The 22,132-nt window shown below is 43.5% G+C and carries 19 protein-coding genes; 1 reads left to right on the forward strand and 18 read right to left on the reverse strand.

The window, feature by feature from the left end; translation table 11 throughout:
- Positions 1-287 precede the first annotated feature (287 nt).
- Entirely contained in the window at positions 288-3,395 is a 3,108-nt protein-coding gene (locus DWW03_RS02055) for a glycoside hydrolase family 2 TIM barrel-domain containing protein (RefSeq protein WP_022062268.1), read from the forward strand.
- An 825-nt stretch (positions 3,396-4,220) separates the two neighbouring features.
- On the opposite strand, the gene DWW03_RS16740 is transcribed toward DWW03_RS02055, so the two are convergent.
- The 18 genes from DWW03_RS16740 to DWW03_RS02140 all read right to left on the reverse strand — a co-directional run bounded on the left by DWW03_RS16740 (position 4,221) and on the right by DWW03_RS02140 (position 22,127).
- On the reverse strand, positions 4,221-4,457 hold the full coding sequence (locus tag DWW03_RS16740) for a DUF6016 domain-containing protein (protein WP_220399774.1): 237 nt from the start codon (positions 4,455-4,457) through the stop codon (positions 4,221-4,223).
- On the reverse strand, positions 4,427-5,431 hold the full coding sequence (locus DWW03_RS02060) for an MraY family glycosyltransferase (RefSeq protein WP_022062269.1): 1,005 nt from the start codon (positions 5,429-5,431) through the stop codon (positions 4,427-4,429). The genes DWW03_RS16740 and DWW03_RS02060 overlap by 31 nt, the downstream gene beginning before the upstream one ends.
- Before the next feature lie 29 nt (positions 5,432-5,460).
- The gene (locus DWW03_RS02065; protein WP_022062270.1) at positions 5,461-6,711 is read right to left on the reverse strand and encodes a glycosyltransferase family 4 protein; all 1,251 of its coding nucleotides are present in this window, start codon (positions 6,709-6,711) and stop codon (positions 5,461-5,463) included.
- Positions 6,712-7,138: 427 nt separating this feature from the next.
- Entirely contained in the window at positions 7,139-8,095 is a 957-nt protein-coding gene (locus DWW03_RS02070; RefSeq protein ID WP_022062271.1) for a glycosyltransferase family 2 protein, read from the reverse strand.
- Between the two features lie 108 nt (positions 8,096-8,203).
- Positions 8,204-8,905 (reverse strand): polysaccharide deacetylase family protein, encoded by a 702-nt coding sequence (locus DWW03_RS02075; RefSeq protein WP_022062272.1) that lies wholly within the window; start codon positions 8,903-8,905, stop codon positions 8,204-8,206.
- Positions 8,905-9,210 (reverse strand): serine O-acetyltransferase, encoded by a 306-nt coding sequence (locus DWW03_RS16515; RefSeq protein WP_181989592.1) that lies wholly within the window; start codon positions 9,208-9,210, stop codon positions 8,905-8,907. Before DWW03_RS16515 ends, DWW03_RS02075 begins: the two co-directional genes overlap by 1 nt.
- Before the next feature lie 237 nt (positions 9,211-9,447).
- On the reverse strand, positions 9,448-10,566 hold the full coding sequence (locus tag DWW03_RS02085; RefSeq protein WP_118406192.1) for a glycosyltransferase: 1,119 nt from the start codon (positions 10,564-10,566) through the stop codon (positions 9,448-9,450).
- A gap of 89 nt (positions 10,567-10,655) precedes the next feature.
- A complete protein-coding gene (locus tag DWW03_RS02090; protein WP_022062275.1) occupies positions 10,656-11,759 on the reverse strand; it encodes a CapA family protein in 1,104 nt (367 codons plus the stop codon).
- A gap of 8 nt (positions 11,760-11,767) precedes the next feature.
- Positions 11,768-12,649 (reverse strand): ATP-grasp fold amidoligase family protein, encoded by an 882-nt coding sequence (locus DWW03_RS02095; protein ID WP_022062276.1) that lies wholly within the window; start codon positions 12,647-12,649, stop codon positions 11,768-11,770.
- Position 12,650: 1 nt separating this feature from the next.
- The gene (locus DWW03_RS02100; protein ID WP_118406193.1) at positions 12,651-13,877 is read right to left on the reverse strand and encodes a glycosyltransferase family 4 protein; all 1,227 of its coding nucleotides are present in this window, start codon (positions 13,875-13,877) and stop codon (positions 12,651-12,653) included.
- Positions 13,878-14,420, reverse strand: a complete 543-nt coding sequence (locus DWW03_RS02105) for an acyltransferase (protein ID WP_181989593.1) — start codon at positions 14,418-14,420, stop codon at positions 13,878-13,880.
- 6 nt (positions 14,421-14,426) lie between these two features.
- Positions 14,427-15,515, reverse strand: a complete 1,089-nt coding sequence (locus DWW03_RS02110) for a hypothetical protein (RefSeq protein WP_118406194.1) — start codon at positions 15,513-15,515, stop codon at positions 14,427-14,429.
- Complete coding sequence (locus DWW03_RS02115; protein WP_118406195.1) at positions 15,512-16,720, reverse strand: EpsG family protein; 1,209 nt, start codon at positions 16,718-16,720, stop codon at positions 15,512-15,514. The genes DWW03_RS02110 and DWW03_RS02115 overlap by 4 nt, the downstream gene beginning before the upstream one ends.
- A gap of 16 nt (positions 16,721-16,736) precedes the next feature.
- Positions 16,737-18,242 (reverse strand): oligosaccharide flippase family protein, encoded by a 1,506-nt coding sequence (locus DWW03_RS02120; protein ID WP_118406196.1) that lies wholly within the window; start codon positions 18,240-18,242, stop codon positions 16,737-16,739.
- A 1-nt stretch (position 18,243) separates the two neighbouring features.
- Entirely contained in the window at positions 18,244-18,858 is a 615-nt protein-coding gene (locus DWW03_RS02125; RefSeq protein WP_118406197.1) for an acyltransferase, read from the reverse strand.
- A gap of 13 nt (positions 18,859-18,871) precedes the next feature.
- A complete protein-coding gene (locus DWW03_RS17030) occupies positions 18,872-19,924 on the reverse strand; it encodes an acyltransferase family protein (protein WP_118406198.1) in 1,053 nt (350 codons plus the stop codon).
- 10 nt (positions 19,925-19,934) lie between these two features.
- Positions 19,935-20,849 carry a glycosyltransferase family 2 protein gene (locus tag DWW03_RS02135; protein WP_118406199.1) on the reverse strand — a complete coding sequence of 305 codons (915 nt, stop codon included), beginning with the start codon at positions 20,847-20,849 and terminating at the stop codon, positions 19,935-19,937.
- A 51-nt stretch (positions 20,850-20,900) separates the two neighbouring features.
- A complete protein-coding gene (locus DWW03_RS02140) occupies positions 20,901-22,127 on the reverse strand; it encodes a nucleotide sugar dehydrogenase (RefSeq protein WP_118406200.1) in 1,227 nt (408 codons plus the stop codon).
- Between the last annotated feature and the right edge of the window lie 5 nt (positions 22,128-22,132).

The raw sequence follows: 22,132 nt of genomic DNA on the forward strand, positions 1-22,132 counted from the left end.
TCTTTTTAGAAATGGAACCATTCAAAACAGGCCGGCAGGAGCGGGGATATTCCGGCCTTCGGGTTATATGCGGGGCAACAATATAGTAAAAATTTTTAAGATCACAAGAACCCTCCCTGTAAATTCCTGAACTTTCGGCCGAAAATCCGTCAAATTTTCAAAAACACGCCCTTGAAGGCCTCTTCACCGGGTAAAAACGAAAGGTTTCGTTATATAACTTGCGAAAGTTTCGTTTTTTTATTATTTTTGTTCCGACACAACATTTGCCACCCCCAAACCACCGAAAAATGAAAAGACTGCTGTTGCTCGCACTCTTCGCCGCCACGGCGGCCTCGGCGAAAGCCCCCGCCGAACGCTGGCTCGATCCCGAATGCTTCGAAGTCGGCCGCGCGCCGATGCGCACGAGTTTCATCGCCTTCCCCACGGCCGCCGAAGCCATTCCCGAGAACGACTACACCCGCTCGCCCTTCTACCGCACGCTCAACGGCGAATGGTCCTTCCTGCGCGTGGACCGACCGGGAGCCGAACCCGAAGGGTTCTTCCGCTCCGGACACGACGACTCGTCGTGGGGCACAATGCCCGTGCCGGGAATCTGGGAGCTGAACGGCTGCGGCGACCCGGTCTACACGAACAAACCCTACCCGTGGCACAAGTTCTTCGAGGTGAAACCTCCGCTGATTCCCCATGAACAGAATTACACGGGCCTCTACCGCCGCACGGTGACCGTTCCCGCCGACTGGAAGGGCCGCGACATATTCATTCACATCGGCTCGGCCACCTCGAACGTGACGCTCTGGGTCAACGGCCACGAAGCGGGTTACAGCGAAGACAGCAAACTCGAAGCCGAATTCGACATCACCCGTTACCTGACGCCGGGCAGCGACAACCTGATCGTGATGCGCGTCAACCGCTGGTGCGACGGTTCGTTCCTCGAAGACCAGGACTTCTGGCGGCTTTCGGGCATCGGCCGCGACTGCTACCTCTACGCCCGTGACAAACGCCGGCTGGCCGACGTACGGCTGACGCCCGATCTGGTCGACGATTACCGCAACGGCACGCTCCGCGCCGAAATCGCCACGACGCCGGGCATCGGCAGCGTACGGCTGACGCTCCGCGACGCGGCGGGCCGCACGCTCGACGCGCGCACGCTCCGCCCCCGCCGCAACGCAGCCGAAACGACGTTCGAAGTCGCCGCCCCGAAGCAGTGGAGCGCCGAAGCCCCGAACCTCTACACGCTCACGGCCGAAGCCCTGGCCGCCGACGGCTCGGTGACCGAAGCCGCGGCCTTCCGCGTCGGATTCCGCAAGGTCGAGATCCGCGGCGGGCAGCTGTTAGTCAACGGCAAACCGATCCTCATCAAAGGCGTCAACCGGCACGAAATGGAGCCGAACACGGGTTATTATGTCACGCGCGAAGAGATGGTGCGCGACATCCGCGAGATGAAACGCCTCAACATGAACGCCGTGCGCACGTGCCACTACCCCGACACGCCGCTGTGGTACGACCTCTGCGACGAGTACGGTCTCTACGTCGTGGACGAAGCCAACGTCGAATCGCACGGCTACCACTACCGCGACAAGTCGAAGAACCTCGCCGGCAACCCCGCCTTCGCCGCCGCGCACCTCGACCGCAACCGCCGCATGGTGCTGCGCGACTACAACCACCCTTCGATCATCGTCTGGAGCACGGGAAACGAGGCCGGAAACGGCCCCAACTTCGAACGCTGCTACGACTGGATCAAAGCCTTCGACCCGTCGCGCCCCGTGCAATACGAGCAGGCCTCCTACCACGGAGACTACAACACCGACATCGTCTGCCCGATGTACTGGAGCTACGGGCAGTGTGAGAAATACCTCGCCGAGAATCCCCAGAAACCCCTGATCCAGTGCGAATACGCCCATGCCATGGGCAACTCGATGGGCGGATTCAAGGAGTACTGGGACATGATCCGCCGCGAACCCAAATACCAGGGCGGATTCATCTGGGACTTCGCCGACCAGGCCCTTGCCTGGCGCAGTCCCGAAGGCCGGCTGACCTACCGTTACGGCGGCGACTACAACGACACGGACGCTTCGGACAGCACCTTCTGCTGCAACGGCGTGCTGGCCTCCGACCGCTCGTGGCATCCCCACGCCTACGAGGTGAAGCACCAGCACCGGCCGATTCACACCACGCCCCGCGACCTGAAAAACGGCGTCGTGAACGTCTATAACGAGAATTTCTTCACAGACCTTTCGCCCTACCGCCTGCTCTGGGAGATCACCTCCGACGGACAGCCCGTGTTGAGCGGCACGGTCGAGCGTCTCGACGTGGCTCCGCAGACCACCGCCGCCGTGACGCTGGGCTACAAACCCGAACAGGTCTATGCCTTGGGCGGCGAACTGCTGCTCACGGTGCGTTACCAGCTCCGCGAACGGCAGGGACTGCTCGACGCACTTTATGAAGTCGCCGCCGACCAGTTGACGCTGCGCGGGGACGACCCCGCGGCACGCTTCGCCGCGACCGCTCCCGCCGGGACGCTCCGCGTGGCGGACAAAACCGTTTCGGGCGAAGGATTCTCGGTCTCGTTCGATCCGAAGAGCGGCTTCATCCGTTCCTACCGCCTGCGCAACGTCGAGCTGCTGGCCGGTCCCGTGCGGCCCAACTTCTACCGCGCAGCCACGGACAACGACCTCGGCGTGCGCCAGACCGGGAAATACCCCGACAGCCAGATGTGGGCCAAAGCCGAACCGCAGCTCACAGGCTTCGCCCTTACGCCCGGCGACAGCGAAGTGAAAGCCATCGCAGACTACACGCTCCCAAACGTCGGTGCGAAACTGAATCTGACGTATTCGATCGCTGCCGACGGTTCGGTCCGCGTCAGCGAAACGATGACCGCCGACCCCGCGCGCAAGGACGTCGCCGACCTGATGCGCTTCGGCATGGCCTTCGAAACCCCGGGCATGTTCGACGCCGTGGAATATTACGGCCGCGGCCCGATGGAGAACTACGCCGACCGCTCCGGCGCCGCCTTCGTGGGGCGCTACGCCCAGCGTGTCGCCGACCAGTTCCATATGAAATACGTCAGCCCGCAGGAGTCGGGAACGCGCAGCGGACTGCGCTGGTGGCGGCTGACCGACGACTCGGGCCTGGGCGTGGAGATCTGCTCCGACCGCCACTTCTCGGCATCGGCCATCCCGTTTGCCATCCCGCAGCTCGACAACGGCTCGCCGGAATATGTCCGCCACCCGGGCGACCTCGTGCCCGACGGCCGCACGCACGTCAATATCGAGAGCGTCCAGTCCGGACTGGGTTGCGTCAACAGCTGGGGACGGCTCCCCCGCCCCGAATACCTGCTGCCCTACGGCGACTACTCATTCAACTTCCTGCTGCAGCCCGTCACCGGAGGACGGTAGCCGACGGACAACCAACGCAAAAGCCGCAACCTAAAAAGGTTGCGGCTTTTGCGTTTACATATAACGGACAAGTCCCAAAGCATGAACTCCGGGACCTGCCAATACACCGCCGTTACTATTTTTACCTTTTCGTTTGAAGATATGCTTCGTGAAGACAGTAATATTTCATTTTGAACAACACGTAGGCAATGGAAAGCAATACGACTACAATCCCGAAATAAACCCATCCGTTGACTGGCAGATAGATGGCTCCGAACGAGATCACAACCTGCAAAAGTGCATAGGCCGCAGAAACAACTACATAATGTGGCATGCTCGACAAATGGGCTGCAAAGTGAACGGACTTCCTCAAGGAGTGTACAACCGACAGCAAAACCGGTAAGACCACCTACATCCACAAACGCCTCAAAACGCCTATCTGAACTTAAAACGAAACAAGCCGCGGCTGTGGACATTTTTCCCGAATACGAACAATGCGCTCGAAGGGATATCTACGATACATTAAAACCAAATTGAGGGAGCACAGCGATATTACTAAACTACGCAGAATCAGTCTCATTCAGGAATATACAGCACGTCATTGAATGTAACCTACTTTTTTACAATTAAGCTCACAACGTACATTTGCGACACACAACAAAAAAGAAAAGCGGACGACAATTCATTGATTACCCCCCCCTCAAAACAGGGATCGGACCCAAATGTTTTTGCCCTTTATGCATCAATATGTTATAACAGTTCTTTATTTTTAAGGTCACGGGGTTGTAGCGATCGTTTTACACTTTATGACATCTCTATACTGTGATATAAAAATGCGAATTATTTTTAATATTTCCAATAGGTAGATAATTGGCAATGTTTCGGAATTTTCAGAGTTATCCTTTTTTGCAATAAATTCATCAAGCGTCTCGCAGCCACTTTCGTCTCATAAATTACTGATGATTCTATTACTTCAACCGTGTGCCATGTTCCTGCAAGTATTACACAACCGAAGTTACATACTGATGGGGCAAGATGAAAGCGTTTTATCTCTATTGTCCATTTTTTAAAGACGCAAGGTATTCTTCATGCAAATGATAATACTTCTTTTTAAACAACACATATATCAATGCAAGCACAATAATTGCGCTTATCAAATAAATCCAATGCGCTACGACCGTATCAGGACACAAGTACACAAAGCCAAGCGAAATCACCAATTGCAGCAACGCATAGAAACTCGAAACCTTAACGTGACCTATCTTCAACTCATTCGCCATAAGTTGGTACACATGCTTACGATGCGCCTCACCAAGATTTTCATGCAACAGAATACGATGCACAATAGTCAAGCAGCCATCCACACCATATACGAGAAGGAAGATCAGGAAGGTTACATCTCCAGTTGCGAGTACAAGATTACCAATCAGAAACAGAAGTATATATGCAATCCCGATTGAACCCACATCACCAGCAAAGCATTTTGCCTTTCCCTTTTGGCGAAAATTGAAGAAACAGAATACGATATCAGCCAACACTACTGTCACAATCAACGACTGTTCCACAAAATCCATTGTATTATTCAGCAAGGCGAGTGGAATCAAAGATGCCATAGCATAGGCACCCGTTATACCATTTACGCCATCCATAAAGTTAATCACGTTTGACGCACCCACACATACGATAAGAGCCAAAATTACTATCCGCCACATATCCAAGTGCAAAATGTCCAACTGATAAAACATCATCGCCATGGCAATAAATTGAGCCACTAGTCTTACAAAATCGGGCAGAGATCGGATATCATCTATGAAACTAACACCGGCAACGAGAGTCACAGCCAAAAGGAACCAGATATATGGGAAGCTCAAAAATACGCTCCATATCCAAAGACTAAAAAGAAAAATAATTCCACCACCCCTCAGAACAATCGTCGAATGGCTCGACCTCTCATTAGGCTTATCAATAATGTTGAATGTATCAGCAATCTTAAAGTATACCAACTCTAAAGCAATAAGAATTACGAAGATGATTCCGTATATGAGAATAGTATTCATAAACAATATTACATTTTATGATTATCGTTTTAACATCCTACTATCTCATCAAGGTTCCTCAAACATTTCTCCTTCATAAAATTTTCTTCATAGAAGGCTCTACCAGAGGCACCCTTTTGAGCCAACGTCTCCTTGGCGGTTTCGGAGAGCCGGACTACAAGTTTAGCAAGCGATTGTGCATCACCAGGTGCCACATGCCATCCGCATTCAGCATCCTTCACCACTTCAGCGCCCTCACCATTTAGACTTGCAATGATAGGACGACCCGCAGCCATATACGAACTGATCTTTGCAGGAGCATACAAATTGAATAGAGGCGAATCCGTAAGCGAAACCAACATTACATCTGCTTTTTTAAAAAACAGAGGCATAGTTTCAGACGGATACCTTCCCAAAGTCAATACCGTCTCTTCAAGCCCATGTTCCTTTACAAACTGCTGTACCCAAGACATCCTGCGTCCATCACCCACAATCACCCATTTAATATCTTTGCGCTCTTTTGTCAGCAATGCAGCTTGTAGATTGCATTCCATTCCGTGAGCTTCTCCTACAGCACCAGCAAACATCACCTTGAAGTTTCTTTCATCAAAAACCATTTCTTCATCAATCCCCTTCTCATTTAAAATATCCGCGAGATTCGTGCAATCCATGTTCGAACCATTACCATCTGACCATTGAGGATAATACACAATCTTATCCTTGTAATTCCCATACTTCAGAATATTCAGATCAAAACTCTTCGAACTAGTCAGTATCTTATCACTCCACTTGTATTCACTCTTTACAAAGTGATTAAAGAATCCCAGAATATGTCTATTGTTGATACCTCCTGCAGCAGCCAGACTCTCCGGCCACAAATCCAGCACCCAAGTATAGAGAGGCACCTTACGAAGTTTCTTATAAAGAACACCAGGAGCTGACATCATAACTGGCGATAACTGCTGCACAAACACAAAATCGTACTTATGGCTGATAGCGAGAAACAGCACATATCCCCAAGCCACTATGAAATAGCTGAAATAATTCAGAATCAGCATAATCTTATTGTTGCCACGAGGAAAGATAGGCAGACGTGTCACTCGTACTCCATTCACCACCTGATTTCTGTTCTTAAACATCCCATACCCTTTATGGAATACCCCATCCGGATAGTTCGGAATGCCGGTCACTACATGCACATCATGTCCCTCCTCTGCCCAATGAAAGGCGACATCATTACCACGAAATATCTCAGGGTAGAAATACTGGCACACGAACAGTATTTTCTTCTTATTACCCATATACCTTACTTTATGCGATTATGCGATATTTACCTAACCAATTTTTGTATGCAACGGCAACTACCATCAGTCCATCGAAGAGAATCTGGCCGAAATATCGGCGATTGAATTTTGTAGCAGAATGTTGAGATAAATCCGTAAGTACTTGGAATTGATATGATACTATACATCCAGCAACGCTAAAAGTCTGTTGCCGGCAAGATGATTTAATGGAGATAGTCTCTTCCACAAATGAGGAGACATTTGTATTATATGGATCTTGAATTATCCGATATGATTGCAGAATTGGAGTTAACATACAATTAATTGCAGCAAGACTCCTCCTACTTTTTCTTAAAAAAACAAACGACCAGAAAAAAATAGAGATATTATAGATTAAATATTCTTTACAGCCCTTTTTTCCGATGCAAGATTATCTATCGTTCTTTTATAGGAATTTATTCACCAAATAAAATATTCTTTTACTTAAGAAATAAGAATGAGATAAAGTTCTTACAATAATTGACGGATATGATTTTAGGGTTGTGCAATGCTTATTTGCTTCAAATGTTACAAGAACCAATTTATATTCAGAGTATGAAATAATTTTGGCAGATGAGTGGAGTATTCCTCTTACCCAGAGCGGCAGCAAGTATTTCTTCACAAAAGGAGCAGCATTCTCTGACCTCTGATAAAGATTTTGCAAGTCTAGGAAGAAAGGATATGCTTTTATAATTTTCTGTACACCGGATGCTGTCATTATCGAACCAGGGCGGTGAAGGTAGTTGTACAAAGGTTTTTTGATATGCACAACCTCATCTACATGAAGAAGGGCTTTCCAAATGAATAATTGATCTTCTCCATATGGATTATTTTCAAAAGTCAAATTGTTATCTTTGTACCAATTGATATTCAGCAATGATCCAGGAGCTAAAATCCTAATCTGACGTTTTAGGAACAATACTTGTATTTGAGAGCGTGAATATATTTCGATACCATGATCATATCCAGCAGCCTTGAATGCCTCTTCTTCTGTTACATCCTGAAAATCTGAAATGATATACTTCACATTGGGTACTGTTTCTATTACTCTTTTGAAATAGTCCAACGTGTCAGGGTGAATAATATCATCACTATCAGGAAAATACACAAACTCACCCTTTGCTATGGCAAAGCCTGCATTTCTGGCACTTGACAAACCAACATTCTTTTGATGGACAACTCGCACCTGAGGATATTGAGCAGCATACTCATCACAAATTTTAGGGCAGTTATCAGGTGAACCATCATCCACTAATATCAACTCATAATCTGATATGGTTTGGTTGAGAATTGACTGAATTGAATTTCGAAGATATTTCTCAACATTATATACGGGCATTACAACAGAGAATTTAGGTTGCATGTTTCATCTGTTTTATTGTTAAGCAATTAGAGATAAACATATGCTTTATGGCTTCATATAACCAATCAATATGACTATGAAACGGTATAATGACACTTACTGTTTTCATCATAATAAATTCAAGAATTCCATGTCGACATTAATCCTTGGCAAATAGTATATCTTCAATAGCGAAGGCTTCGTGATAGGACAAGCCACAGTACCAAAGGCATATTTATACACATCTCCCGCCAGGTGCTTGTTAGCATAACCACAAGCGTAATACGAACCATACGGAAAAGCAAACATCTCAACTGGCTTTCCAATTATCTGCTCCAGTTCACATTTGGAATCTTTCAGATCACGCAAGGCCTGTTTCCAACTGAACAAGGCAAACTCTCCATGGCTAACCCCGTGAGAGCCTATTGTGCAAAGTTCACATTTAGACATTTCAACGAGTTGCTCCTTTGTAATGAAACCATCCTTATTCAAAAGCGATACGTTCACAAAAAGGGTGAAAGGAATACTTGCTTCTTTCAGCAGAGGATACGCATTGTAATAGAAGTTTTCAGGCACATCGTCTATGGTAAGAGCATAAAAATCTTCCTCTCGTTCCCAATTCTCCAGGCGGATTGTATTCTTGGATTTCAGCCACACGAGGAATCGTCTGCATTGTTCAGTAGAGATGCGATAGGGTTCTGTCTCTTCATCCTGTATTTCGTCCCCTACCCAATGCAGCATCAGTACTCGTCCTTGCGGAGCAAAGATTTTGGAAACATTTATATGGAATAGATGACAACATTTCCCCATGAAACGTCTTAATAATTTCATTAAATTGGATTTTTTATAAACATCCCAGGATAATTATAATGCAAAATCTTAGCAGGTACGCCTCCCACAGTTGCATTATCAGGCACATCCTTCGTCACAACAGCGTTTGCTCCTACTGTTACATTATTACCAATCTTTATGTCACCAATAATTACAGCCCCAGCACCAACAAAACAATTATCTCCGATTATCGGGGCTTTTCCTCTGCCATTACCACCTATTGTCACAAACTGATGCAACGTGCAGTTTTTTCCGATTTTGGCGTTATAGTGAACAACTATCGGTAAACAATGTGGTAGTTCCAACCCCGGTCCTATAGTGCACATTTCCGAAATCTGGACACCGTACTTTCTTGTTAGTCTAACTCGTTGAATCTTTGCAAATGTGCGAATAACGCGATTATTTGACTTACAGCACCTGAACCAAAAAATAAATTTTAGACTGGAGTTCCTTGCGAGAAAGACGTTACGAAAGATGCGCGCGAAGGCCCCCATCACATCGAGACATATCATTAAAAATCAAGTATTTAATATCCATTGATTTCATTTACCCTCAAACACTTTTTTAATGAGATTCAACTGATAGTGTGGATTCCAATAGTCATCAATCTCCTTGTAGCATGTCTTACGAACCTCCTCACGGCACCCGCTTTTTAAAGCAAACCACCGCGAGATACTACGAGCAAGGTCATCAACGTTGTCATATTCAAAGAAGTCACCCGTCTGCCCAGGAATGATTGACTCAAACTCAGGCATCTGCCGCTTAAAGTTATTGTGGGAAATAGCAGGACAACCGAACATCAGCACATGCATCGCTGTAAGTCCGATATTGCCAGGAGCTACACAAAGGTCTGCATTATATATGAGTTCGGCATTCGTTTTCTCATCGAAGCATGCACCGTAGAACCACGTATTATCCCGAAGTTGATATTTAGCAACTTCTGCTTCCAATAATTGACGCATTTCACCATCCCCAACAAAAGCGATATTATAGTTCTCGCCCTTTTGCTTGAGAATGCCTACGGCCTTTACAATCTGATCAAGTTTCTTGACGGAAGTTAAACGGCCAATGAAGACGACTGTTGGAAAGTCATTCTTGAAATGCTCTTTGTAAATATTAGACTCAACTATGCTATTGCGAAGTTCCAACTGCTTATCGTAATCAAGCGAGTTCCTAATAACATGAAGTTTTCTAGCATCGAAGCCATTCTTAATCATTTCACTTTTGGCATAGTTTCCATATAAGAAGAAACCATCCACCTTTTTGAAGAAAAATTTTTTGACGATCTTTTGAAAACGAGATTCCTTGCCATACCATCCATGAGTCCATAGATAAATCTTGGAATAATTCATACCCTTTCCCATTCTCTGAAGGAGCCACCACTCAGATAAACTTCGAATAACTCCTGGGCAAATAATAGCGTCATACCGCTGAAGGTTTAGCTTCTTGATTCCTTTATAGTACACGACTGTGCCTAGAACTTTCGTCTCTTCCATGGATAGGTCACAATGCTTGAGCAAAGAGTAATCGAACAACTTCAGATTACGCTTCGCATTACCACAGAAGAACCAATCCACATCCAGTTCTTTGTCCATCAACTTATATATCGCTTCCCTATATGATGGTGCATAAGGGAAGAGCATCGCAATTTTCTTTGCCATATAATTACATTTCTATTTCGGCTTTGGCAGACAGCATCGAATTGCAATGTGTCGCATCCACTTATGCTATTAGAAATCTATATTTGATGTTACTGCATTCTTAACATCCTCTCAATTGCCCACCGATGGCTTTCGCATTGAAAATTATTGAGCATCATCGGGATATCCGGACCTTTCAGCAAACCATAGGCTGCATGAGAAAGAACGTGTATGTTGGTAGTTGGAGCAATCGCTGCCAAACCTCTGAGCAGGTAGAGTTTATATTCTGGCCAAAGAGCTTTGAGGTCCCTATTCAAATAATCCCAATACTTGTCTTCATTGCTCAAGAGTTCGCACAAGTAGTCATTGTACTTCTTACATTCCATACTTTCATCATGTTCAAGACTAAATTTTGAGAATTTTGTATTATGCACATCGAAGGAAAGATTCTTGTTCTCATCGATGTTCATCTCAACTACCAAACCCTTATACCAATTTGCTCCATGCTGACTAGAGAAGAGTTGGAAGAAAAAGTTGCCAAGGCTGTAATAGATCATTTTCCCCTTGTACTCTTCCCATCCTTGTGGAGTATGTGGATGAGATGCGATAACTGCATCGGCTCCCATGTCGACAAACTCCCTGTAGCGAGCTCTCCACTCTGGAAGAGGAACGACCATATCTTCCACACCTGCATGAGGAAGCACAACCAAAACATCACACACCTTCTTTGCATTCAGGATGGTCTTATTTACCATAGGATGATTGATCCATGCAGTACCGTAATCCAATGACGTTGCATCAAGCCCTAAAGCACCAAACTCCTTATGAACAAAACATAAGAGGCCAACCTTAACACCATCTTTCTCTATAACATGCAGACGGTATGCATCATCAAAACAGCCTGCACCAATGATACGTGTTTCACCCTTGAATGCCTTAATAGACGCCTCACATCCTTCCTGATCTTGATCCATCATGTGATTGTTCGCCAGCATGATAATATTGACGCCAAGATTTTCAATGAATGCTGGAGAGTCTTCTGATTGAGTCAACGAAGGACCACTTTTGCATATCGGCTTTCCCACACCTCTCACAGGGGCTTCAAAATTGACTGCCACATAATCTGCATCTTTAAACAAATTCTGTAGTCGCAGGTCAACCTGTATGCTTTTAGGATCTTGGCTTACGAAATCGCCACAAAAAATAAACTTCATACTGAAGATTATTCGTCAAACTTACGCCCGAGGATTTCTACCCCCTCGTTCGAGTATGAATTCATGATGCCACCCCACGGGCTGAATGTCAGCTCACCGAAATAAATCTTTCCATCGAAATCGTAGAGATCTACTCTGACAAATTCGAAGTCGCTGGAGAGTGTTTCTGCAAGGGTTACCATCTCTTTCAAGTGTTCAGGTTTTGGCGGCATGCTTGCTGGCATAAATTCAGGCTTGGTGTAAGGGAGTTGTTGCCAGTTAGTGTCCAATGTGCAATATTTAGCTCCGGACTCACGCCCGCATACCACGAATACATCTGCCACCTTGCCTTTGATGCAGTGGAACTTATAGTCAGTAGGAAGAGTAGCACCATCACCCATCAGTTCCTCTGCTAGAATCATCGGCTTAATGGCGCAATAATGAGGCTCTGTATTACGAAGATGTGAGACTTCCAGAAGAGTTGCATCCATATTCTTGACGACAGTAAGAATATCTATCTTTGACTTATCAGTACAAATATAGTGTCCACCACTACCGTTATTTGCTTTTAGGATGAAGCGGTTAGGCAGTTGGTCAAAAGGAATCTGACTGGCATTCTCCCAAGCACCAAACTGCTTCAGGAGAATCCCTTCAAGCCCCTTCGCCTTCACATACTCACGCACCTTCACTTTATCTGCATAATCCGCATACTTCAAGAAATCCTTCGAGAGCATTGATGAAAGGATTCTCTCCGACAGATCTTTAGGATGCTTGAAATTAGGCAGATGTCCACGGTGACGATAATAACGGATAGTGTAATTCACGCGCTGTCCCAACACATTAGCGATAATGTTCGCTAATTTAGAATTCAACTGGCTTCTCCAATTGCCTTTATCTTCAACTACTGGCATATTAATTTAGTTTGGTATAATACATGTAGAATTTGATTGCACAAGGCAAAACTTCTTTCATGTGATTTTCGATGAGATTGCATTTATCGAGCATTTTGAAACGCCACACGACCTTTCTAAATGCAGACTTTGTTATTGCCGTCCTTTGCTTATGAGTTGCAGAATTCTCAATTATAACAGAGTGAATATGCTTTCTCCAAACGGGGAAACTCAACTCCTCAATAAAAGTTTTATAGGACTCTTCATATACTCTCTTATAGTTCTCATGATTCTTAACAATATCAGAAAGCCGATCAACAAATGCCTTTACATCCTTGTGAGGGATAACGTAGCCATTTATTCCGTTTCGAATAATCTCCTGATTTGCAATTTTGAAGTCTGACACTACGGGAATACAACCTATTCTCATTGCCTCCAACAAAGCCATTGGAAAACCTTCTCTTCGAGAAGGAGCAAGGAATACATTACATGAGGCTATGATTTCCGCTGCTTTCTGTTGAGGGATAAGACCAGCTACTATCACTCTTTCATCTTCTGGCAATACCTGGCGAATATCATCAAACGGTTGGAATTTCTTAAGCGGAGGAGTCGTAATACCTAACCAATAGAACTCGAAAGGCAAGTCTGTTTTACACAACTTATGTACAATAGGAACCACAAGGTCTGGAGATTTGCTTGCTGCAGACCCTCCGGCAAAAACAATCTTTACTTTGTCAGCTGCCATCTTGGACTTTTTCATAGCCTCTGCTTCAGGGTTATCTGCAACAGAATTGAACACTACCTTGATTTTGTCGTTATTCTTTATACCGAAGCGATGGCTGATGTAATCCTTACAACTGCTGGACAATGCTATAATATTGTCAATATACTCGTTATTGAAGGCTGCATTATCGCAATCCATTGTACCCAATGAATGAGATACTGTAATCAAACGTGTCTTATCATCTACAAATGCCGCTAACAACGACATGATATGTGAATTACTATTGATTATCACATCATAGTTCTCAACCTGCAATTTGTTCAGAAGTTCAGACGCATCTTCAAAATTATAGATATTGATTCCGGTTATAGAATATATCTTTGCATATCCTCTATACGACTCAATATTTTCATCGACCAATAAATGCATCTCATTCTCCACATTCAAAAGGCGACAAAGCTCTCTATTGAAGGAAGGAATGCCCGCATTAGGTGTTACGGATGAGGTCGCTAATAGTATTTTCACCTATTTTCTACTTTTTATTAGTTTTGCAGGATTTCCACCTACAACGGAATACGGCGGAAAGTCCTTGGTTAGAACTGATGCCATTGCTATGATGGATCCGTCTGCAATAGTTCTTCCAGGAGTCATATGTACATCTCTGCCAATCCATACATCATTACCTATTTGAGTAGTCTTTTTTTCTGTACTTCCTTGTAATGCCATTGGTAGAGACACATCAGAGACATCATGATTAACATCGAGAATAAAGCAATTGGGGCCCATCATTACATAATCCCCTATGATTGTTCCGTTGGGGATTTGGGCATTTATTCCGATACCGGAATAGTCGCCAATCTCAATATCTACTCCTGAAGCAAAATAAGCTTTACGCTCAATGTTCACATGCTTCCCACACCTCTTAAATATCTGTTTACAAATTAGGTAACGAATTTCACCCCCTATATTGCCAAATGTGTTGGATTTAGGTAAATACCGAGCGAAGCCATAGTACAAAACCAAATAGAATATCTGCTTTATCTTGATTTCTTTTCCTTTAATTCTCATAGCGCACTATTTCTCTAATTCAACAAACCGACGAGCAACATTCTCGATTCGATAGTTATCCAAGAAGTCAACCTTACGCTCGCCCGAATAATCTCCTTCATAGAACTTCAAGAAAGCAGAAGCGTCAGAGAAATCATTCGTCACATCCAGCACAGGGCGGCCTGCTATGCCATAATCAATCAACTTACTTGGAGTTTGGACCATCGATGGATTTGTGACGTTGATCAGAAAGTCTGCCTTACTACACTCCCATACCACGTCCTCGCGACCTTTGCCTGTGATGTACTCTATCTGACCGTTAGACTCCTTTACATACTTTTCTTCAAGAGGAGTGCGCATCATCATAATAAATCTATAAGGCTTATTAAACTTTAGGAGATAGTCCATAAATGAATGAGGATCGCGAACACCAGGATATATAGACCCCATAAAGAGAAAGGTAGGAACAACATTCTTTTTGTACTCCGCAATTGGAGTCTTTGAGATATCAAAACCTTGAGGGATCACTCGGATCTTACCCCAATACCGCTCGTAGTAGCCCTTATAACTCTCCTTGGTAGGTACTGCAATATAATCACACATTGAGCACCACATATCCTCAAAACGCTTCATGAATTTTGGTGCTTTGATAAACGGATTGAGCATAAACGGGTCTCCGCAATCGCAAATCCAGGTCTTTGGGAAAATTTCTGGATAGAGTTTTTTGGCACGGGCAGCCCCGGAATGAATTGAATGTGGATATGCAATGGTAATCAGCATATCCATATTCGGATTTTCTTTGATAATCTTCCCTACTGAAAAATGGAATTCGCATTGAGGCCACATTAATAAACGATGGAAAAAGTGGAACATAAACTTATCAAAGTGATTGTATCTCTTTGTCTCATCATTAGCGGCTGTCGCAAATTTCGGATTTATGTCGCGTCTGATTACTCCCGTATCTTTGACATATTGGGTATAGTCATATTTGCCGTGAACCGTATAGAGAATCACTTCATGCCCCATCTTCACAAGTTGTTCAGAGAGTTCAGTCGTGCGAAACGCTCGAGGCCCCTGTGCGGGATATGCATGATTTGATATAATCAAGATCTTCATAAGAAAAGATATTTTATTACTGTTAATGGAGCTGGAAATGCGTATAGATAAAGTTCGGTAATAGCGCTCATTCGTCGATACCAATAAAGAAGAGAGTAAGCATAAATGAACGGAACTACATAGAAGTATTTATCATATTTCTTTAAGATTTCATAGTTCTGCGCCCAAACAATAACCAAGAATGGAATTACAAAATATTGAAATCTCCCCATCGATGGAATTCCAGAAAGGAAGTTGGTTATAGCTGCCAATGCAAGCATGATAGTCAATAGATGACCCGCATGTGGATTCCGGTTTATCTTCCTGCGATTGATAATAAGTAAAAAAGACAATAGTATATGAAAATATCCGGGCAATGCAATCAAGAAGTCTGCATAAGCAGCCCCATATTCACTCACACCACTCATTCGCTCCAACGCCATCTCTGACTCTGTATACGACCATATCTGATTTTGCATGAATTGTGGCAATAGAAAAGAATAGTCGTTTAATACATTCAAATAGGAAACTGCAGATACAAAGGACGAAGCAATAAAAAGTACTATTGTCACACTCTGGAATCGGCTCAACAATAATGCAATTGCCATAATTACCACCCAGACGACTGAAGCCCCATGAATTAATGGCATCAGCAACAGAAGTACAATCTTCTTATAATCTTTTTCGACAAAAAAATTGAGCGCAACATATACACCTATCCAGGCTGCCGTCCAGAAACGCACTCCATTGATATTGTATATAGGATTACTATAACAGAACATGAAAAGCAATACATAGAATACTATGTTATTACTTACCTTATTATGGCGTAAGAATATCTTCAGCGACTTGATGTAAAAGAAACCGAAGACTGCTGCATATATTAGGTAGGTCCAATGGTAATTATCGGAGAATCGTCCAACAAGGAAATTCACCGTCAACGTATAAATATCCTTGATATTCGACTCAAACGCGAAATACTCATTGATCTCTAATACATATTGAGACCAGGTATAGCTATATTCTACTAAAAAATCTTCTACATATCTAAAAGAATCCGCAGCCTCACTTACTGCACAGAAAGCGACACCAAACACTAAAAACCATAAATATAAGAACCAGTGTGATACTCCATCTCTAATATCTTTTATCGATGTTATTGCTGAAATGAATGGATTTATGAGGAACAATATGAATTTTTCTCCTCTATTATTATTGCCTACCATCAATTAAGTATGATTTTTATGGTAAAATTTTCACAACTGCATTTAGTCTTGATTTGTTCTTTAAGAACCCACCTGCAATATCTCGATAAGTAACTTTGCAAATCCAACAAAGCACATAGTAATCTACCAAAAAAAATCCCAAGCAGACAAACAACACAATGAACTTATTCATGTTTAGAAAGTCTAAAAGAAGAAATGGTGGTAATGACGCTAAAGCCGAAATCATAATTAGTATCGTCATCGGCTTTGGTGGCAACAGCTCTGTAATCTTCATGTGTGCATAGTTTGCAATAACACGCAGCAAGAGCCAGATTTTAACCAGATTGCACAACTCTGAAGTTATCGCAACATAAACCGCAGAATCAAAAGTTTTACATACGACGTATTCTGCTATTACAATCATAAATGCTGCTATCATGTGCGCATTGGCATAAGAGTTAGTCTTACCAATAGCAAGAATGATCGGATAAAATGGAATAATATAAAATAGTCCGCTCAAATTCTTAATGACAAAGTATATTGATGATTGAGCATATATATCTCCGTACATACAGGTCATAATCGGTTCAGCGAAGAAGACGCTAAAAATCAGCATCGGAAAAATGAGTTTTGCGGACTTCAAGAGAGCTGAGTTCCAAACAACCAGAGTCTCATTGCTCATTCCATTTCCTTTGTCCATTCCAGAGAAAACCGGGAGGAGAACGGCGGATATAGAGCCCAATATCATTCCTACCAATGGTAGCTCCATGAATCCATTCGAAAACTCTGCAAAAGTCTCGTTACCGAAATATCTACTAATAAAAAGCTGGGTTGCCGACGATATGATCACGCCCCATAAGGATGCGTATAAAAGCGGGAGTGCAAACTTGAATATCTCCTTATATGTCAATGAACTCTTTTGATGCTCTACATCTTTTACTGGCCAAGATTTCAAATAGAGAGCGAGGAAGAACGTTATCAGAGAAGCAATATCAAATCCAATAATAGCGCATATATAGTTTCCTGAGAAAATAACCACCGGAAAAACAATGCATATAATAGTCAGAATTCTGGTAGCTATCGTGTAATATGCCAAATACTTAGTCTTGCGAAAAGATGCGTAAATAGCATCCAGTCCCATTGTAGGCAACAGAAGAAATGGTGTTGGAGAAAACACGATCAATGCCGACCTCAGATCCGGATTGTTCATTACGGATGCTATCGGGCCTGCACAACACAGGAGAAATAGAGAGAATGCTGCTCCAAGAATAAAAAAGATCTTCGTTACCTTGGATATGATATCCCTTGAATAGTTTGTCGCGTATTTTGGCAGAAAGTATGCATATGCTTTAGGCAGACCAAGTGTAAATACTGCAAGCAGAGTGCTATACACATACATCACCTGTTTGTAGGTTCCGTAGTCTCCTTTGTCGAAAAATCGACTCAGGATCATAGAACTGATGATACTTACAATGAATGAAAAGAAACTGCCAATAGCCACCCAAGCGGCTTGTTTGGAATTTGATGTTTGCCCGAGCGACATTCTATATATCTAAATACTTCGTTCTTACGGATTCGAATTTCTCCTTCGGAATATATCCGTAATATTCATTTTCTAAATGCCAAGGTTGAAAACACTCCTTGTCGAGATACTTGACGACTTTGGCAGGCACTCCTGCCAATATGCAAAAGCCATCAGGAAAACTTTTGGTTACTACAGCTCCCGCTGCCACGATTGTCCTTGGTCCCAAAACAACACCTGCTGTAACAATGCTATTCATGCCTATCCATGAGTAATCCCCTATCACTATCGGAGCTGCATTATATTTCCTCTGATCATACAAATCATGATTAGCACTCAAGATTCCTACATTTGGCGCTAACTGCACATAATCTCCGAAATGAACTGTTCCTGCTCCTTGTATATAGCATCCCGGCCGTGCTATTGATGCGTTACAACCCACATAGACCTTTCTTGCATTTGCAATCGTACATGTCGGATGAACTGGATAATACCCCCCCCCTCTACCACAACTACCTATTAACCTGAACCTTATATAATTCCAATAGGACTGATTATGCACTCCTGAACTTGCAGATTTAACGAATGATGAGTAGAAAGGAATTAATACTTTGATAACTTTCTTGATTGAATTCATCTCATTTTCTTTTTTAATAACGCCCTAACAACCACTTGAATGGTTTATACTGGAATAATTTCATTAGAAGGCAGCATAACATGTATTCGGTTGTTAACAGCAATAACAAAGCGCCGACGAAGGATAGTATGCTTATTGGCTGTATCCAAGCGTAAAACAATTTGAAAAAGTATACCAGAGGAGCAAAGTGAAGTGCATATACCACCAGACTGTTTTGGCCCCAAAATTCAAGGAAACTGCACTTTTTTATCTTCTTACATATTACTATGAGGAACAAAGTTCCGCAGACTGAAAGTATTAAGAAGAGAGGTATGGTCTTGAGTGAAACCGATAGAGAGGCCGTGATATTTGGGCTGCGCCAGAAGTTGATCAATGCCAACAAAGGATATGAATACAAACAATACTTCAATGCTTTCTCGTAGATCGACTGATTTTCTTTGAGAAAGAGGCCAAGAGCTACGAAGAAAGATGCTACCAATCCGTGTTGATAATAGAACGGATTGCTTCCGAGATTGAATTGGTTCAAAGCCACTCCTGCTATCAATAAGACGAATGTAGCGATAAGCATAATAATTAGAGCATCAGTGACCTTTTGAATACTGTAGCAAATTACTTTAGCAATGACAAGAGCCTGAATGAACCATAGTGTACCACCACTCTTTATTGTTTTCAATAAAGTTGTGGAAATGTCTTGATGAGTCACCATCAAAGCATACATAGTGTCATTCACCAATGATAGTGCAAAAAGCGGAAGGACTAAACTTTTAAGTAAGGATTTAAGAAATGTCTTGGGGTCTTTCCTGAAGTTCGAGCAATAGCCGGAAATTAAGAAAAATGCCGGCATGTAGAAACACGTGAAAATAGAATTCCATCCATACACATATTCGAAATAATCATTCTTAAAATCAGTTCTATTGAGTGCCGACCTGAAATGTGCAAACACGAGCAAGATTATCAGCGCACCTTTCACAACATCTAAATAACTGATTCTATGCGAATTCCCCCCCCCCGAAATTCCGGCAGTCGTCACCCTTATTGAGTTAAGTCGGGTCTTATCTTTCTGCATTCTATTATGTTTATATCAATCTGAATATTTTGACAATAATGTACTTTATTTTTGTCTTAAACGAGAGTCTTCCGATACGTAATTTTATCTCTGGCAAGAGCCTCTCTGTTAGCTTTATATGCCTGTAATGAAGCCGCTTGCTGTATAAAGAATCCAGTTTAACCGGTAAGTACTTGCTGTAGAAATAATCATTGATGATCGCCGTTGAACCTGTTGCCAAGAAAGCTTTGTACACAATATTTATACATCGAATGATGTCGTCACTTGTATCTTTTGACGTTCTTGTTATCGAAGATTCGTTACCAGAATAATAGAAATAATTTCTCGGCTGATCGAGTATCAGAATCTTCTTTGCATGGGTCGCACACGCTATTGAAAATGCCTGATCCTCTAACATTACCATCTTTTCAGGGAACGAAACCTGATGGTCATCTACAATACCCTTTTTGACGAAAAGGCTGTGAGTATAACCTCCTACACTCTCATTGACAAAATATTCTTCTCTTGTGACTATCTTATAATTAACATTCTTGCTTTCATCAGAATTGACGGCTTGTGGATTATATCTTTGCGGTGTACGACGACTGAACAATCTCACATAGTCGATATGCTCATTTCCGATTGCTTTGAAAATGGATTCATACATAGAAGGTCCGATGTAGTCATCTGCGTCTATGAATGAAATCCATTCTTCATCTTCTATTTTGTTCAAAGCAAAGTTTCTTGCACTTGCCGCTCCTGCATTGGGTGTATGAAAGACTCTGATTCTCGCATCCTTCTTTGCATAGTCATCAAGAATGGATGCTGTATTATCTTTCGATCCATCATTGATGCAATATGCTTTCCAGTATGGATAAGTTTGCGCGAGAATGGAATCCAGGCAATCCGTAATATATTCTTCAGCATTATAGACGGGGAGAACTATCGCCCCCTCATTTCATGCAAATTTCTTATAATCATATATTTGCACTTATCATCAAATGTGGTATATCTTCTCAATCTTATGCAGCATATTGCAACAGTCGAGAATGACCTTGCCTTTCAGGCGCTCTTCGTTGTCGAGAATGTGCTGGTGCTTAATCAATACAATTATCATATCCATATCGTTCAGGAACTCATCGAAGTTGTTGTATTGGTTCTCGGCAATCTTGTGCTCCTCGAGGAACGGATCGTAGCAGCAAAGAGGCCGCGCAAGGTGACGCTCTTGAGCCTCGAGCATCTGGAGAGCTGGTGACTCGCGATAATCGTCGACATTTTCCTTGTAGGTAAGGCCATAGAGACCTACCTTGCGGTTGTCGGTGATGTTGTTCTCCTCCATGATTTCATAGATGCGGTTGAGAACGAAAGCAGGCTGCGAATCGTTGGTCTTCATTGACTCATCGATTACCTTTGCGAGCTGAGGATAGTCGCCTACGAGGAACCAAGGATCAACAGAGATGCAGTGACCACCTACACCTGGACCTGGCTGGAGGATATTGACACGTGGGTGCATATTGCAGATACGGATAATCTCGTATACGTCCATGGCGTCGTGACGGCAGATGCGTGCAAGCTCGTTGGCGAAGGCGATATTGACAGCACGGAAGGTATTTTCAACGACTTTAGTCATCTCAGCTGTACGAATATCGGTAACTACGATATCGCCTTGGCAGAAACTGGCATAGTAAGACTTCACTTTCTTGCCAATCTCACGAGAGTCAGCACCTACGGTACGATTGTTATGGATCAACTCGTAAACCATATTGCCAGGGATGATGCGTTCAGGTGCATGCACAAGGTTGATGTCTTCGCCAATCACGAAGCCATTCTCCTCGATGATAGGACGCACGAATTTGTCGATAGTACCAGGGCTAACGGTTGATTCTATAACTACGGTTGCACCTTTAAGACAAACTTTCATCACTTCCTTAACAGCTGTTACTACATAGCAAGCGTCAACTTTCTTTGAGAACTTGTCGTATGGAGTTGGAACAGAGACAATGTACATATCTGTCTTCTGGTACTCGGTGGTGAACTTGATACCTGCTTTGAGGGCATTTTGAAAGAGTTCGTCGAGGCCGTCCTCCTTGAAGGTCGTGTGACCTGCGTTAAGGGTGTCAACAAGCTGCTTATTATAGTCAGTCCCGATAACTTCCACTCCGTGAGAAGCCATCATAAGGGCAGTCGGAAGCCCAATGTACCCCAATCCAATTACATTAATCATATTAT

This window comes from Alistipes sp. AF14-19 (assembly GCF_003461645.1).
Classification (GTDB): Bacteria; Bacteroidota; Bacteroidia; order Bacteroidales; family Rikenellaceae; genus Alistipes; species Alistipes shahii.